Source organism: Halohasta litchfieldiae, assembly GCF_002788215.1.
Lineage (GTDB): Archaea > Halobacteriota > Halobacteria > Halobacteriales > Haloferacaceae > Halohasta > Halohasta litchfieldiae.
In genome coordinates, this window is record NZ_CP024845.1 from 2,148,552 (window position 1) to 2,164,341 (window position 15,790).

The window sequence follows — 15,790 nt, forward strand, 5'->3', positions numbered from 1 at the left end:
AGCTATTGCGACGTCAGTATCCGGTCGCACGAACAGATCGTCGACCGGTCGTCACTGTTCAGCGCATCCTTTAGGATACTGCCGCCGAAACCCGACTGTAAACAGATGGGATTCCACACATTCGATCCGGCCGAGGCCGACCGCTTAGAGGACGTGAGTCGCTACCGCTTCTGTTCCCGCGAGGAACTGCTTGGGGCTCTGGGCGTCGACGAAGATCACCTACTCGATTTGGGAAGCGGCACCGGCTTCTACACCACCGATCTTGCCCCGTTTTTCGACCGCGTGTCGGCGGTCGACATCCAGCCAGCAATGCACGAACTCTACCGCGAGAAAGGCGTGCCCGACAACGTCGACTGTGTCGAGAGCTCGACTGCCGAACTTCCGTTTACCGACCAATCAGCTGATGCTGCGATCTCGACGATGACGGCTCACGAACTTCCGCTTGCGGAGACGCTGGCCGACCTTTACCGGGTGCTTCGACCGGGGAGTCCAGTCGTCGTGGTCGACTGGTCGGCCACGGGTCGCGGCAAGGCCGGACCACCAGTCGACGAGCGGCATCCGATGGCGGCCGTGACGGAGGCACTCACGGAAGCAGGATTCAGCGTCGACCGGGCTGTCGAGCGGCCGGAGACGTATTTCGTCACGGCCTCGCGGTAGTACGCTTTTAATTGGTGTTAGACACCGCTTACTACAGCACTCAGTCAGTTGCCCCCAGTATTAACCACGCGGCCAGCCAACTCCGCCCATGATCAGTTCCGACCGTATGGCGGCCGTCGACGTCAACGCCGCCGCCCTCGGTATCCCCCGAAAACAGTTGATGGAGTCCAGCGGCAACGCCGTCGCACGCGTCGTTCGCTCCGAAGCCGACCCCGGAAGTCGAATCGTCCTCGTCTGTGGCCGCGGCAACAACGGCGGCGACGCCTTCGTCACCGCTCGATTCCTCAGCGAATATGATATCGAAACCGCCCTCTTGGGTCGACCTGATGCCATCGGTACCCAGATCGCCCGCGAAAACTGGGACGCTCTGCAGGCTGCCGATCTGTCGACGACGACCATTACCGACACCAGCTATCTCGATGGGTTGGATCTCGAAGCCGCCGACTGCATCGTCGACGCGATGCTTGGAACGGGCGTCACTGGCGCGCTCCGCGAACCCGAAGCGAGTGCTGCCCGCGCGATCAACGCCACCGATACGCCAGTTGTTTCGGTCGACGTTCCATCTGGGGTCGACGCCGACACCGGGGCCGCTGATGGTGTCGCCGTTGAGGCCGACCACGTCGTCACCTTTCACGACACCAAACGCGGTCTCGAATCGCTCGATACGCAGCTCACGGTCGCCGACATCGGGATTCCCGAAGCCGCCGAACTGTTCGTCGGCCCTGGCGACGTTCGGGGCCGCAAGCGGGCCGCCGAGAGCCACAAGGGCGACCACGGCGAACTCCTCGTTATCGGCGGTGGTCCCTACACCGGCGCACCTGCACTGGCTGCACAGGCCGCGCTCCGGGCGGGTGCTGATCTCGTCCATGTGAGCTGTCCGGAAACGGTTGCCGAGGAGATTCAGGGGTACAGCGAGAACCTGATCGTCCACCCCTTCGACGGCCAGCGACTGACTCCCGAGGCAGTCGACGCGATCCTTGACCTCGCAGGCGAGATGGATGCCGTGATCTGTGGCCCCGGGCTTGGGAGCCACGAGGAGACGCTCGCGGCCGTCGAGTCGTTTCTCGAATCGTTTTCCGGTCGCGGGGTTATCGATGCCGACGCGTTGTCAGTTGTGCCCGAGGTCGACACCGATGCGAGCTTGATCTGTACTCCTCATCAGGGTGAACTCGTCAAAATGGGCGGCGAGACCGACGACGACTGGGAGCGACGGGCCGAGTTGGTCACCGAGTTCGCCACCGAAATCGGTCAGACGCTGCTGGTCAAAGGTGCCTACGACATCATCGCCGACAGCGAGGAGACGCGCGTGAGCCGGACCGGCAACCCCGGGATGACCGTCGGCGGCACCGGCGACGTGTTGGCGGGCGTCGTCGGCTCGCTGTTCACCAATCGTGAGCCACGGACTTCGGCTGCCGTCGGTGCGTATCTAAACGGTCGGGCCGGTGATCTGGCCTTCGAGGACGCGGCGTACGGCCTCGTAGCGACGGACCTAATCGACTGGCTCCCCGAGCCGTTCACAACCGATGAGTGAGGACTCTGAAGCAGCCGAGGAGCTAACGCATACCGACGATGAGGGATCGGTCCAGATGGTCGACGTCGGCAGCAAACCCGACACCAACCGCCGGGCGGTCGCCACCGGGACGATCAATCTGTCGGCCTCTACAGTCGAGGCCATCAAAGCCGACGAACTCGGCAAAGGCGACGTCCTTGCGACCGCACGGATCGGTGCGATTCAGGCGGTCAAACACACGTGGGAGACGATTCCGATGTGTCACCAAATTCCGATCACGAACGTTGAGACCGAGTTTACGGTTGAGGCAGATCGGATCGAGCTCACAGTTACAGTCGAGACGACCGGCAAAACCGGCTGTGAGATGGAGGCGCTTGAAGGTGTGACGACGGGGCTCAACGTCGTCTGGGATATGTGCAAAGCCGCCGAGAAAGATAGCAATGGGCAGTATCCCTCGACTGCGATTGCGGACGTTCACGTGGTCGACAAACAGAAACGGCAGATCTGAGCCGTCTTGGATCACTCCTGTCGATGTGACCGAACCGGTTGCCACTGACTGTTCGGTATTCGGCTGTTAACGCTGGTAGGCTATTACTAATCATTACCGTCTGGGCTGCGCCTGTTGGCACAGGATTATTTTACAATCTCAGAATATGAAGAAAACTATTCACAACCAGCGAACCACGGTACGGACTGCGGAGAAGGTGTTATCAAATGTCAATGCAAGCTGTGGTCTACCAAGGACCACACGATGTAGCCATCGAAGCGGTCGACGAACCACAAATCGAACACGAAAACGATGTTGTGATCGACATCACGACGAGCTGTATCTGTGGGTCGGATCTCCACATGTACGAAGGTCGAACCTCCGCCGAGGAGGGAATCGTCTTCGGGCACGAAAACATGGGTGTCGTGACCGAGGTCGGCGATGCGGTCAGCACACTCGAAGAGGGCGACCGGATCGTCGCTCCGTTCAACGTCGCCTGTGGCTTCTGTAAGAACTGTGAAAACGGCAAGACGGGCTTCTGTACCAACGTCAACCCCGGCTTTGCGGGGGGTGCCTATGGCTACGTGGCCATGGGACCGTATAAGGGCGGACAGGCCGAGAAACTCCGTGTTCCGTACGCCGACTTCAACGCACTCAAACTGCCGAAGGGCGACGAACACGAGGACTCGTTTTCGCTGTTGGCGGACATCTTCCCGACGGGCTGGCACGGTACCCGGCTTGCGAACCTCGAACCCGGCGACTCGGTAGCTGTCTTCGGCGGCGGACCGGTCGGCCTCATGGCCGCCTACAGCGCCGACCTGCAGGGGGCAAGCGAGATCTACGTCGTCGACCGTGTCCCCTCGCGGCTCGAACTCGCCGAGGATCACTGTAACGCGACAGCGATCAACTTCGAAGAGGGCGACCCCGTCGAACAGATCATCGACGAACACGGCGATATGGTCGACAAAGGTGTCGACGCCGTCGGTTACCAGGCCATCGATCCCGAGACCGACCCCTCGGACGACGCCTACGACCCGGCCCGCGAGAACCCGGCGGTCGTTCTCAACCAGTTGATTCAGGTGGTTCGACCGACTGGACAGCTCGGTATTCCCGGCCTCTATGTGCCGTCTGACCCCGGTGCGCCCGACGAGATGGCCGCACAGGGTCGACTCGGCATCGACTTCGGGAAACTGTTCGAGAAAGGCATCAAACTGGGGACCGGCCAGTGTAACGTCAAAGCCTACAACCGTGAGCTTCGAGATATGATCATCTCAGGCAAAGCCGACCCAAGCTGGGTCGTCTCCCACCGCGTTGGACTGGACGAAGCGCCCGATATGTACGAAGCCTTCGACAACCGCGAAGAGGGTGTGACGAAAGTCCTGCTCGAACCATAAGCGGTCGACCTGCTTTCCTTCGCCCAAATGTTCTTTTTTTATACTACCGCCGGAGCCAGAGTGTGGGGTGTTTGCCCCGGAGATGTTGCTGGTAGGCTTTGACTAACGCAGGATAGGAATCCTTGACGACGTACCACTCACAGCGTTCGCAGTTGCCAGTCAGCATTTCGTCACCTGTGTCGACCATAGGTGCTTCCTGAGCGATAGCTGCTGTTCGATTCGCACCGTGTGCCCGGTTACCATCATCGATTCTTCCCGCCACATCGGATGAATGTACCGGTTGTTTTCATTACGATGACTAGATGAGGTTTGGCCTGCTGGCCGCGGCCGCGAAACAATCAATAGCGGTACCGTGCTACGTCGACACAATGTGTAAGTACTGTAACTACGCCATGACCGACGGCTGGACGGAGCTGTTGGAGCACGATGACGTCTATCAGACCGCAATGGCAGACCTCCGGGGCGACCGCTCGAACTACGGCTTCAGCGAGGAGTTCGACGAACTCCGGGAAGATCTCGCTGTCTGACTGCGTCGACCAGCCAGTTACTCACGCAGCTCCGCCTTGTCGTCCGGATCGATCCGGAGCGGAAACAGCGAGTCGACATCCTGATCGACAGTTGTCTGGCTGTCGACAGTCGACTCCCGGTCGACGAGACACTCATCGAGGCGGTCGGTGATTTCGTCCGCATCGAACTCGGTTCCGATAAACACGAGTTCCGTTTGGCGGGTATCCTCGGCGTCCCACTCACCGATGGGCCCTGCCTGAATAGATCGACCGGCCCGGCTCATCCCGATGACGTTCTCAGTGCCTGCGAGATTGCAGAGCCCCTTGGCGCGGATGATGCCGTCGTCCCGCTCGTAGAGCGTCGCGGCGAACTGCGCCGGATCGAACGGTCGCTCGCGGGTGTAGACGAACGATTCAACGCCGTGGGTGTCGGCTGCGCTCTGCTCGTCGTGAGTGTGGCTATGGCTGTGGGTTGCGGCCGCACTGTCGCCGCCCTCGCGCTGTTTGTGCTCCCGGAGTTCCTGTTTCCACCCCGCAGATCGGCGGGCCTCCTCGAAATCAAATCGACCGGTGTCGATCACCAGCGAGGGGTCGACCTCGGAATACTCGGTCCGCCGGATCGTCGCCCGCGGATTGAGTTCACTGACGACGTCGACGATTCTGTCAAGTTCGTCGTCGGGCACCATATCGCATTTGTTGAGCAGGAGGACGTCACAGAACTCGACGGACTGGACGAGGACATCGGCAAGCGGTCGGTCGGGGTCCGGTTCGTCGGCACCAGCAGGCAGCGATGTACCTGCGTCAAACTCCTTCCAGAAGCCGTGGGCGTCACACACCGTCACCATCATATCGAGTCGGAACGCCGCGGTCGGATCAGGACCGTCCTCCCGTGGCTGGGTGAGCGTCCGGGCAATCGGCGTCGGCTCGGAGATCCCTGAGGCTTCGATGACGAGGGCATCAACATCGCGGTTCTCGGTGAGATCGACCATTTGCGCGACCAGATCTCCCTGTAGTCGACAACAGATACAGCCATTCGAAAGCTCAACGAGTCCCGTATCGGGATTCTCTCGCTCGATCAGGTCGGCGTCGACGTTGACCTCGCCCATGTCGTTGACGATGACTGCAAGCTCGTTCCCTCGGTTATTTTTGAGTAGGTGATTGACAAGCGTCGTCTTTCCCGCACCCAGAACACCACTGAGAACGGTCACTGGTGGTTTGTCATCCGTGGAGGTCATACGTCGACTCGCCGAGCAGGCCGCAAAAAGCTACAGAGCCGTCGAATTCGGTGACTGTCACAAACCCGGTATCCACCCGAGAGACCGATCTCAGGTCGACTCGACCGGACTGAGCGCGGCGGCCTTCGCTCGGGCCTGCTCGATGATCGAGGGGCGAGCATCGAACTCAAGCAGGACTTGATCGGCCTCGTAGGATTCGGTCTCCACGTGGGCGTGGTCGTGAACCCACGACACGAGGCTCATCGTCTCATCTGTGATCGGCACCAGCAGGCGTTCGTGTTTCCAGTCGGGCAGTTCGGCCTCGACGCGCCGCCGGAGCGTCTCGATGTTCTTGCCGGTGCGGCCCGAGACCGGAATCGGGTTCGGCGCGATGCCCGACAAGGCTGACTTTTTCTCGTCGAGTTCCTCGGCGGAGAGCAGGTCGACCTTGTTGAAGACAGTGAGAATCGGGGCTTCGTTGCGCTCGTGGAGTGTGTCTCGCGAGGTAACGAGCTTTTCGCGCATCTCCTTGACCGGCTCGCTGGCGTCGACCACCAGCAGGACGAGATCGGCTCGGTACACGGACTCAAGAGTCGACTGGAAGGATTCGACCAGCCAGTGTGGGAGATTCGAAATAAAGCCGACCGTGTCGGTCAACAGGATCTCTCGGCGGTCCAACTCGGCGCGGCGCGTTGTCGTGCCGAGTGTCGTAAACAGCATGTCCTGTGATTCAGCGACCGAATCGAGATCCGGGTGTTTGTCGACGTTCTCGTCGACGTCGAGTTCCGCGGCAAGTTGGCGGAGGAGCGTCGACTTCCCGGCGTTCGTATAGCCCGCCAGCGCGACGAGATCGAACCCCGACTCCCGGCGTTCGTCCCGGCGTTTGGCCTCTTTGTCGGCGATTGCGTCCAACTCGTCTTTGATGTTGGAGATCTGGGATTTGATGTCGCGTTCGCGGCTCTCGTCGTACTCACCGAGCCCCATGAAGCCGGGGCGCTCGTCGCGTTTGGCGAGGCTGGCTTTCGCCGCCGCCCGCGGCAGTTCGTACCGGAGTTCGGCGAGTTCGACCTGTAGTTGGGCCTTCCGAGTGTTGGCCCGCTGGCCGAAGATGTCGAGGATGAGCGTAAAGCGGTCGAGGACGTCGACCTCCGCAGGCAGGGTTTGGCCGATGTTGAACATCTGGAACGGCCCGACCTCGTTGTCGATAATTACCGTGTCGGCGTCCAGTCGCCTGACGAGTCCGGCGAGTTCCTCGACTTTTCCCTCTCCAAAGCAGTAGGCGGGGTCCTCTGTGCGTGTCTGTGTGAGTTCGCCGACGACGGTGTAGCCCGCGGCTGCGGCCAGCTCCCGAAGCTCGGAGAGGTCCGGCGTGCCGCTTTCGACCCGTTTGGCGACGATTGCTTTCATCGTGGCTCCTCGTTGGTCGACTGCAGTCGTGACGGTCGACTGTGATTACTGTACAGTGTGAACCACTTCCATGAGTAGGGTTGGCCCGCCACAGTCAAGAATCCCTCGGCGATCCGGCTCACCGTTATCGTGTTTTGATGTCGTCTTCGTCCTTGATGATCCGCGTTTCGCCCTGCCCGCTGGTTTCCTCGTTGACGAGCTCATAAAACTCGTTTTGGAGGCCGGCGGGGAAGGTAACGACGCCGACCCACGAGCCGTCGGCCTGCCACTCCTCGCGTTCGAGTTCGCCGTACTGGCGGACTTTTGCTTGTGCACTCCCCGCATACTCGGCGGGCAGTTGGGCCGCAATCGTCACCTCGTCGAACCGGATCGGCAACACCGGTCGGAGATCTTCGAGTGCCTCGTCGACCTGCGCCGAGACCGGCTCCATCGGATCGATCCGGAATCCGGCCTCTTCGAGCGCGCGCTCGATCCGCTCGGGCGGATGGGGGGCGTCGTCCATCTGTGGGTTGACCGCGTTGCGCGTGATCGTCGTGATGAGCTGTTTGCGCTTCTGTTCTTGCATCTCACGGCGCTGGTCGGCAGTGATCTGGATCTCCCCGCGTGTGATTACTTCCGGGATGACCTCCATGGGATCGGTGGTTCCGAACACTTCTTCGAGATCGGTCTCGGCCGGGCGGTCGCCGCGCGAGGCGTTCTCGAAGACGTCCTCGGCGGCGATTACGTCCTCGAGTTCGCCGTCGAACTCCTCGCGTTTGATTGCCAGTGCGGCATCCGGGTCGACGAGCACCTCGAAGCGCGCACCGTGGGATTCGAGGCGTGCGGTGACTGCATCCTCAAGCGATATCATACCACAGCGTAGCGCGGCCGGTGGTAAAAACTCTCCCCGACGATGTGGGTGGTCGGCTTCGATTCTCCCACCCCGAGTGGCGCTACGCGAACAGGGCGAGCGGGCTCCGAAGCGCGGCCGCTCGGCGTCGAAAACAGTGATTGTCGACCGGTAGGCAGTGCCTACGCCGCCAGCCACTCGTCGTGGCAGTCGTCGCTACAGAAATGGTGGTGGACGGCGCGACCGTCTTCGATTTCGCTGACGACGCGGTGGCTCGTCGACTGGATGATTTTGCTGCTGCACTGCTCACATTCCGGCGCGTTTTCCTCCGTAACATCCTCGCCAATATCGGACGTGGGATCGACCATACTGCAACGAGAACGGTCTCGCTATGTTAAGGTGTCTACTCGGAGTGAGCAGACTCCTCCGGAACGCCGACCTACAGATCGATTACGTTCGTCCCGTTCGATCAGTGTGTCGACCTCGTCGAGGGCACACGTTGTCGGCCAACGCAGTGTAAGCCGCCGACCGCTCCAGTTGCTCGCACTGGGTGATCATCTGGCCGGCTGTACAGTGGATGACGACAAATAGTTGGTTCCGTGGCAGTTGCTGGCGGTGCTACGCGGTTAGTCGTCTGCGGCTTGTTCGCCGAGATCGCTGATGACATCCTGATCTGTCGGCTGGCGGGCCCTGTACTTCGCGACGAGGCTATCGAGTTCTTCGGGGTCGTCGGCACCCGGAAGCTGCTCAGTCGCGGTTGTGGACTCTCCCTCGACTCCCAGCACGTCGGCGACGTGGTCGGCCGTCGCCTCGGCCATCATTCGGTAGGTTGTCAGCTTGCCGCCGACGACGCTGGCGAAGTTCTCGACGCCGTCTTGCTCGTGGTCGAGCAGGAAGAAGCCGCGCGAGATCCCGCGCTCGTTGCCTTTGCCCGAATCCTTGCTTCCGCGACCTGCTTCGTCGGGCGCGTACAGCGGCCGGACACCCCACCACGTACGATCAATATCGCGGCCTTCGATTGCCGGCATCATGTCTGCACACTCCTCGAACATCTTTTGAACCTCCCACTGTTCTTCATCGAACTCGTCGGGGTCGTCGACTGCCACGCTTGTGGTGCCCAGCACGACCTGCGTCTGGTGGGGAATGATGATGTCGCCGTCGTCGGGGACCCGGCATCGGTTGATGACTGGTTCAAGTCCCTCGTAGTCGACGCTGACCATCACGCCCTTGGTGGGCTGCATCTCGACGTCGACGCCAGCGAGTGCGGCACATTCGCCGGCCCACGCGCCGGTCGCGTTGATGACGTAGTCGGCTTCGATGGTCTCGTTGACCTCGCCGCCGATCTCGACACTCGAAACCGCGCCGTCGCTGACAGTGATCCCCTCGACTGGGGCATGTGTCAGGACGGTCGCACCGTGGTTTTCAGCACTGGCAGCATTGGCCGCCACGAGCCGCGATGGATAGATTACGCCGTCGGGAACGACCATTGCGCGGACGACGTCCTCGGAGAGTTCGGGGACGCGGTCGCGGGCCTCGTCGCCATCGATGACCTCTGCGGGGATGCCGTGTTCCTGACAGCCTTCGAGTTTGGCCTCGAAGTACTCGGGGTCGTCCTCGCTGAGTTGGACGAAGATACCGCCGCTGTCGCCGATACACTCTCCGGCGATCTCACGGATGATTTGGTTTTCCTCGATACATTCGGCTGCGCCCTCGGGGTCGGACTCGGCGTAGCGTGCGCCACTGTGGAGCAGGCCGTGGGAGCGGCCAGTGGTGCCACCTGCGAGACCACTCCGCTCTACGAGGGTGACGTCGACGCCACGCATCGCGAGATCGCGTGCGGTTCCGACGCCTGTACCGCCACCACCGATGACTAGTACGGTTGTTTGGTGTGTCATGAGTTCACACCCCGGAGTCACGACGCCACCTCCACAGCCGCATCTGTGCAGGCTGCCGTGTGAAAATCCTGAGGTATGGTACAACTACACACTGAATAACCAAAAACGCACTTGTTTTTTGAACGATTGTTTTACGAGACTATCTAAGCGATGGCGTAATTTCTGCTGATAGAATCTCCGACTTCCGTGCGTCGACATTCGTCGCTGGCTGCTCGCACCCCTCGCCCACACAGACCGACTCGAAGGCTTCGGGATAGCTCAGATCGCCCGTACCCATGATTTCGATATCCGAATCCTCCCAGTCGGCGGCCGCATCCTCTCCGACATCGATAGATTCGGACTCCGTGTCGTTTCTGATCGTCACATTCCGGATAACACCGCTTCCGCCCTCGGCCTCCTCGTGGATCTGTATCGGCGCGCCAGCCGCATCGTGGCGCATGATGATCTCACAGTCCTCGATGCGAATATCATCGCCGGGATTCCGAACCCGAATCCCCCGCATGTTTCGCTGCTCAGTTTCGCTTTTCGGTGCTGGGCCATCGTTGACGATGAGACAGTTCCGGACGACACTCCCGCTGGAGCCAACTCGAATCGCTGCGATGTTGGTGTTGTGTGCGACACAGTTTTCGATCAGTACGCGACCGTCTTCCCCGTCGTCGTACCCCGGCGAGGAGGCGTAGATTCCGTTGTCCGAAAAGCCACTGAAAGAGCAGTTGCGGATATCGACCGTTCCGGCGTGGTCCCGTGGCACGTAGAAGGGTCGACACTCACTTTCGTCGACTGCACCGTCGGGAAACGAGAGGCTGTCGACGATGACTGTTGCCCCCTCGTCGGTCTCCAACCGGAAATGTGATTTCTCGCTCGGTTTGCCTCGAACGGTGAAGTTTCGCAGTTCGACCGTTCCTGACTCGGCCCGGACGTTGTTCCGGAACGAATCGCCCGTTAGTTCGAGACTAACATCGCCCTGTCCGACAACGGCTGCGTTCTCTGTTGCTCCCTCGAACCCCTCGCCGTCCCATTCGTAGCTGCCCGCCGGAATGTGGACTGTCGCGCCGTCGACGAACTGTTCGTTTAGGTAGGGGTCGATTAGCTCGCCGGTAGTCAGTCCCTGCTCGCCGAGGTCGACCGTCGCTGGTGTCGCTGCGGCCGGCGTTCCGAGGCTTCCGACCGCAGCTAGCCCACCGAGTAGCCTCAGATACGACCGTCGACTGCGGCCCGATGAGTCGCCAGCACCGTCTTCACTCTGGTGTAAAACCATATGCGATAAGAGACTATCACACAAATAGTAATTCCTACCAGATAGGTAGGGATACCATTACCAACGGGTAGTTTGAGAGTATTACTCTTCGGTTGGCTGTCGCTCTCTTATCAGTCGATCCACTACTCGTGGTACCGTCTGTCGACCTCGGTAAGAAAACCGAATACAGCCGTAGCACGTCCCACAAAGCGAATACCGTCAGCCTACCAACTTCCACCGTTCAGCGTGGGATGAGTTATCGATTACTCGACGTGTCTCAGGCGACGGCCTTTTCGAGTAGTTCGAGGGGGTGTCGGATCTCGTAACCCGTGCCGTGGTTCATCTGCATCGCACAGGTCGGACACTCGGTCATGCCAACCTCTCCTTCTGCGTGTTCCATGTGATCGAACATCTCCGCGCCGATCTTCATCGAGGTTTCGTACTTCTCGGACTTCCAACCGTAGGTCCCCGAGATACCGGAGCAGGATTCGCCGACGTCCTCGATGTGGGCACCGTCGAGTTCACGGAACAGTTCGACTGCCTGCCGGTCGAGGCCCTGGTTCCGGGCGTGACACGGCGCGTGGTAGGCAAACGACTGTGGGTCGACTTCGCTCTCGCGGATGGCCGCGCCCAGATCCTCGTGAATCCGGAGGAACTCCATGGCCTCGTAGGTATGTTCCGAGAGATCTTCGATCCCCTCGATGTCGAACAGTTCGGGGTACTCTTGGCGGAGTGCCATCGAACAGGAGGTACAGGAGGCAACCACGTCCGCGCCGTTCTCGATTGCCTTGCCCAGTTCGCGGACGTTGACTTCGGCCTCGCGGCGGGCGTCTTTCAGCATCCCGTTGGCGAACATCGGGGTGCCGGAACACTGCTGTTTGGGCACCAGCACCTCGTAGTCGAAGGATTCGAAGACGCGAACCATCGCCTTGCCGACCTCGGGCGTGTTGTAGTTCGAGTAGCAACCGTGGAAGTAGGCGACCTGTTTGTCCGGGTTCGTGACCTTCGAGCCGCCGCGCTTCTTGAACCACTGGCGGAAGGTCTCGGTAGCAAACTCCGGCACGTCGCGCTCGCTGGGAATACTCATGATCTTCTCGCCGAGGACGCTGGTGATGCCCAGTCCCATCACGAAGTTCGCGAGCCGTGGGACCTTGCTCCCGATGGAGGCCAACGTCCGGTAGTTCGAGAGCATTCGGTTGCGGAGATACTCGATGGACTTCTTGTCCATGTGTTCCTCGACGTACTCCCCGCGTGCGGTGTTGTGCATCTGGCTCAGTGGGACGCTCGACGGACAGGCGTCGTCACACCGCATACAGTTCGAACACGAGAGGATCGAATCGTCGATGTCGACGTCCTCGCCGCGTTTGAGCCGCCACTGTTCTGGGCCCTGGAATTTGGGGCCGGGGAAGTCCTCGTCGACTTCGGCAACTGGACACGACGTATCACAGCTCGTGCATTTGTAACAGTTGTCGGCTCCGGGTCGAAGGTCCATATCCTCCGAAGAGGGGAAGACGTCGACCGGCTCGAACTCATCTACTTGCGTCGTCGGATCGAAATCGCTTGCTTGTTCTGCGTCGCTCATTGGTGTACCTCGTGTTTTGCCGCCTGCTCGCCAGCCCGTTCACCAGCAACCACCGCAGTTGCCAGCGAGACACCGCTCTGTGATTTTTCCGCAACCGTATCGGCACCGCCGATCACTGCACCCGCCGCCCGGAGGTTCGTGAACTCCGGGGCCTCGTCGGCGGTCAGTGGTCGCATCGTCTCGTCGACCCGAACGCCGAAGTGGGCAAACGGCTGGTCGGCGAAGGCTTGCTTGTCGAACCAGTCGTAGCGGTCCTCCGGATGGGGAATGTGACAGTCGAAAATCGGCTCGGTCACACCCTCCTCGCGTCCTGAGTCGATTCCCTTGCCGACCAGTCCGCCCGTCGCCAGCACGAACTCGTCGGCGTGGAATGGCACCTCTCGGCCCTTGCTGTCGACGATAACCGCCGTCAGTTCGCCATCCTCGACCTCGTAGTCGACGACGGGGTTGCCGGACGAAATACGGACGCCCGCCTCGTCGACTGCTTCCTTCAATCTGTCTGCGAGCCGCATCCCGGGGTAGCTCGGTGGCCCCATCGGGATCTCGAAGACGTCGACGCCGAGATGGCGTTCGAGGTCGGTTCGCACGTCTGCGGTGTGTTCGTCGCCGAGGAACGCCGGGAGACCGACGCGTTCGGCATCACCGAGGTGTGGTTTGACCTGCTCGGCGAGCGCCTCGCGGGCACCCATTGTCCGACCCTCGTACTCGACGTCTTCGTTGCCATCGAGTCGTTTGGCCAGCCGCGTCACCCGCGAATCGTTGGCGTAGCTGCCGGGGAAGTTGCATTCGACACCCTCGGCATCGAAGGGGACGCCTGCATCCTCTAAGTGGTCGGCGAGCATCCCACCGTTGTACTCGGTCATCTCCTCGAAGCCGACGATCAACATCGGTCGCTCGTCGCTCGCGATCCCTGCCGCAGCCGCCGAAGGGTAGCGAGCAGTCGGTTTGACCGCGCCGCCGAACGTCGGGATCAGGGCGTTGGTGTCGGTATGGCTGCCCTGATAGCTGTCGCCGACAATTTCGTCGAACCGGTCGAGCCCGTCACGGATCGCCGTCTCACCGGCTACCGAGTACGGATGCTCCTCGGGCAGGTCGTCGACTGCCGAAAACGGATCGGCAATCGGGTCGTCGCTGCCGTTGTAGCCCAGTATGTCGATCAGGCCGCTGGCGTGGCGGAGGGTACTCTTTTTGTAGGTAACAAGCCGGACACTAGCGCCGGTTTCGGCGGCCTCGATGGCCGCAATCGAGCCAGCAAGCCCGCCGCCGATCACGATCACGTCTTCACGAATCGCCATTAGTCATCCCCCTTTCGGCCGCCGTCGGTCGCAGCAGTTCCGGCTGCGCCGCCGGAGGCACTGGTTCCCTGACCGCTGTCGAACGCCGAAAAGTCGACGACTGCGTCCGTGGTCGCGGCGTCCTTGTCGCGGTTCATCGTCGTCGCGTGCAGCGAGTATTTGAGCGCCGCCTGCGAGAGCTGGGTGCCCCACATCGCGTGGCGTTCACCCTTCCAGCGCTCCTGATACAGTTCGTCCCACGCCTCGTAGGCGACCTCCGAGTCGTAGTCGTCATACAGCTCTGCGGCCATCCGGTGACAACAAAAGGCCCCTTGACAGTTCCCCATCGAGGCACGCGTTCGAAGCCGGGTGGCGTTGAGGTCCGATCCTGAACCCTTGATCCCGTCTTTGACCTCCGCGCGCGTGACTGCTTCACACTCACAGACGACCGGGTTCGGGCCGTCATAGTCGAGTACCTCGTCGGTTCGGGAGCCGAGTCGCTGGGCGCTCCGTCGACCGATTGGCGAGCGAATCCCGTACTGATCCATGTAGTCCCGCAGAACTGAGAAATCCTCACTGCCCGGCAGCGGCACATCCGCAGTCCGGCATTCGGCGTCGATGCCGAACTTCTCGCAGACGTGGTCGGAGATATCTTCGCCCATCATCCGGTAGGTGGTGAACTTCCCGCCGACGATGGAGGTAAAGTTCTTGACACTGTCGCGCTCCTCGTGGTCGAGCAAGAAGAAGTCCCGGGTAATGTCGGTCGAATCGCTCGTTCCGGTTCCCGGCGGCTCGTACAGCGGTCGGACTCCCCAAAAGGAGCGAATCGTTCGGGCCTCTTCGATGATCGGCACCAGTTCCGACAGCGTGTCGATCATCAGATCAACTTCCCACTGCTCTTCGGGGTAGTCCTCTGGATCTTCGACCTCGACGTCTGTGGTGCCCAAAATTGCGGTCGTCTCGTGTGGGACGATAATATCGGCGTCGCCCTTTGGTTTACAGCGGTTGATCGCGGTGTCGACCTGTCGGGTGTTCATAATCGTCATGACACCTTTTCCGGGTCGGACCTCGATTTCCTGTTCGAGCCCGGCCATCTGGCCGATGCGGCCGGCCCACGCGCCGGTTGCGTTGACGACATAGTCCGCATGTATCTCTTCGCGCGTGCCCGGCTCGCGGTGGACGCGTTTGCCGGGGCCGGATTCGTGTTCGACCTCGACGCCGACGACCTCGTCGCCCTCCTTGAGGATGTCGACGACTGGCGCGTGGGTCTCGATGCGCGCGCCGTGTTCCTCGGCACTGGCGGCGTTGGCCACACAGAGCCGGAAGGGGTCGACTGCGCCGTCGGGTACCTTGATCGCGCGCTTGATGTCCTTGGCGAGGTAGGGTTCGATCTCGCGGGCCTCCTCGGCCGAAAGTACCTCTGCTGGGATGTCGCACTCCCGACAGCCCTCCAGTTTCTTCTGGAAGTACTCATCGGAGTCTTCGGGCCGCTGGACGAACAGTCCGCCGGTCATCTCGACACAGTGGCTGGCGATGTCCCGTAGTACGCGGTTTTCTTCGATACACTCTTTCGCACTGGCCTGATCAGCAACAGCGTACCGACCGCCGCTGTGCAGCAACCCGTGCATCCGTCCTGTCGTCCCGTGAGTGAGGTTCCCCTGTTCGACGAGAGTGACCTCGACGCCGCGCATTGCGAGGTCGCGCGCAATCCCGCACCCCGTGGAACCCCCTCCGATGACGATAACGTGTGGCTTGTTACTCATCCGTTCAGTCGGATTTTGCACTATAGTAACTTTAC

At 61.0% G+C, this 15,790-nt stretch carries 15 protein-coding genes; 5 read left to right on the plus strand and 10 right to left on the minus strand.

Annotated elements, in window-relative coordinates; genetic code table 11:
• Positions 1-105 precede the first annotated feature (105 nt).
• The 4 genes from HALTADL_RS10920 to HALTADL_RS10935 all read left to right on the plus strand — a co-directional run bounded on the left by HALTADL_RS10920 (position 106) and on the right by HALTADL_RS10935 (position 4,048).
• Complete coding sequence (locus tag HALTADL_RS10920) at positions 106-657, plus strand: class I SAM-dependent methyltransferase (protein ID WP_089672938.1); 552 nt, start codon at positions 106-108, stop codon at positions 655-657.
• Positions 658-745: 88 nt separating this feature from the next.
• Complete coding sequence (locus HALTADL_RS10925) at positions 746-2,188, plus strand: NAD(P)H-hydrate dehydratase (RefSeq protein WP_089672939.1); 1,443 nt, start codon at positions 746-748, stop codon at positions 2,186-2,188.
• On the plus strand, positions 2,181-2,675 hold the full coding sequence (moaC, locus tag HALTADL_RS10930; RefSeq protein ID WP_089672940.1) for a cyclic pyranopterin monophosphate synthase MoaC: 495 nt from the start codon (positions 2,181-2,183) through the stop codon (positions 2,673-2,675). Before HALTADL_RS10925 ends, moaC begins: the two co-directional genes overlap by 8 nt.
• A 212-nt stretch (positions 2,676-2,887) precedes the next feature.
• Positions 2,888-4,048, plus strand: coding sequence for a glutathione-independent formaldehyde dehydrogenase (locus HALTADL_RS10935; RefSeq protein WP_089672941.1), 1,161 nt, complete (start codon positions 2,888-2,890; stop codon positions 4,046-4,048).
• Between the two features lie 43 nt (positions 4,049-4,091).
• Here the strand turns inward: HALTADL_RS10935 and HALTADL_RS17780 are convergent, their stop codons facing one another.
• Positions 4,092-4,235: a hypothetical protein gene (locus HALTADL_RS17780; protein ID WP_177171931.1), complete on the minus strand. Its 144-nt coding sequence runs from the start codon at positions 4,233-4,235 to the stop codon at positions 4,092-4,094.
• A 181-nt stretch (positions 4,236-4,416) separates the two neighbouring features.
• Between HALTADL_RS17780 and HALTADL_RS17785 the strand changes: the two genes are divergently transcribed.
• Entirely contained in the window at positions 4,417-4,575 is a 159-nt protein-coding gene (locus HALTADL_RS17785) for a hypothetical protein (RefSeq protein WP_177171932.1), read from the plus strand.
• Positions 4,576-4,592: 17 nt separating this feature from the next.
• Here the strand turns inward: HALTADL_RS17785 and HALTADL_RS10940 are convergent, their stop codons facing one another.
• The 9 genes from HALTADL_RS10940 to glpA form a co-directional block, all read right to left on the minus strand.
• A complete protein-coding gene (locus HALTADL_RS10940; RefSeq protein ID WP_089672942.1) occupies positions 4,593-5,789 on the minus strand; it encodes a CobW family GTP-binding protein in 1,197 nt (398 codons plus the stop codon).
• A 90-nt stretch (positions 5,790-5,879) separates the two neighbouring features.
• A complete protein-coding gene (hflX, locus tag HALTADL_RS10945) occupies positions 5,880-7,175 on the minus strand; it encodes a GTPase HflX (protein WP_089672943.1) in 1,296 nt (431 codons plus the stop codon).
• Between the two features lie 124 nt (positions 7,176-7,299).
• Positions 7,300-8,025 carry a ribosome assembly factor SBDS gene (locus HALTADL_RS10950; protein WP_089672944.1) on the minus strand — a complete coding sequence of 242 codons (726 nt, stop codon included), beginning with the start codon at positions 8,023-8,025 and terminating at the stop codon, positions 7,300-7,302.
• Positions 8,026-8,186: 161 nt separating this feature from the next.
• Positions 8,187-8,372 carry a DUF7576 family protein gene (locus HALTADL_RS10955; protein WP_089672945.1) on the minus strand — a complete coding sequence of 62 codons (186 nt, stop codon included), beginning with the start codon at positions 8,370-8,372 and terminating at the stop codon, positions 8,187-8,189.
• Positions 8,373-8,630: 258 nt separating this feature from the next.
• Positions 8,631-9,899 carry an FAD-dependent oxidoreductase gene (locus tag HALTADL_RS10960; protein ID WP_089672955.1) on the minus strand — a complete coding sequence of 423 codons (1,269 nt, stop codon included), beginning with the start codon at positions 9,897-9,899 and terminating at the stop codon, positions 8,631-8,633.
• A gap of 139 nt (positions 9,900-10,038) precedes the next feature.
• Complete coding sequence (locus tag HALTADL_RS10965) at positions 10,039-11,157, minus strand: right-handed parallel beta-helix repeat-containing protein (protein ID WP_089672946.1); 1,119 nt, start codon at positions 11,155-11,157, stop codon at positions 10,039-10,041.
• A 256-nt stretch (positions 11,158-11,413) separates the two neighbouring features.
• Positions 11,414-12,718 carry an anaerobic glycerol-3-phosphate dehydrogenase subunit C gene (locus tag HALTADL_RS10970; protein ID WP_089672947.1) on the minus strand — a complete coding sequence of 435 codons (1,305 nt, stop codon included), beginning with the start codon at positions 12,716-12,718 and terminating at the stop codon, positions 11,414-11,416.
• Complete coding sequence (glpB, locus tag HALTADL_RS10975; RefSeq protein ID WP_089672948.1) at positions 12,715-14,013, minus strand: glycerol-3-phosphate dehydrogenase subunit GlpB; 1,299 nt, start codon at positions 14,011-14,013, stop codon at positions 12,715-12,717. Before glpB ends, HALTADL_RS10970 begins: the two co-directional genes overlap by 4 nt.
• Positions 14,013-15,755: an anaerobic glycerol-3-phosphate dehydrogenase subunit GlpA gene (gene glpA, locus HALTADL_RS10980; protein WP_089672949.1), complete on the minus strand. Its 1,743-nt coding sequence runs from the start codon at positions 15,753-15,755 to the stop codon at positions 14,013-14,015. The genes glpB and glpA overlap by 1 nt, the downstream gene beginning before the upstream one ends.
• Positions 15,756-15,790: the final 35 nt, after the last annotated feature.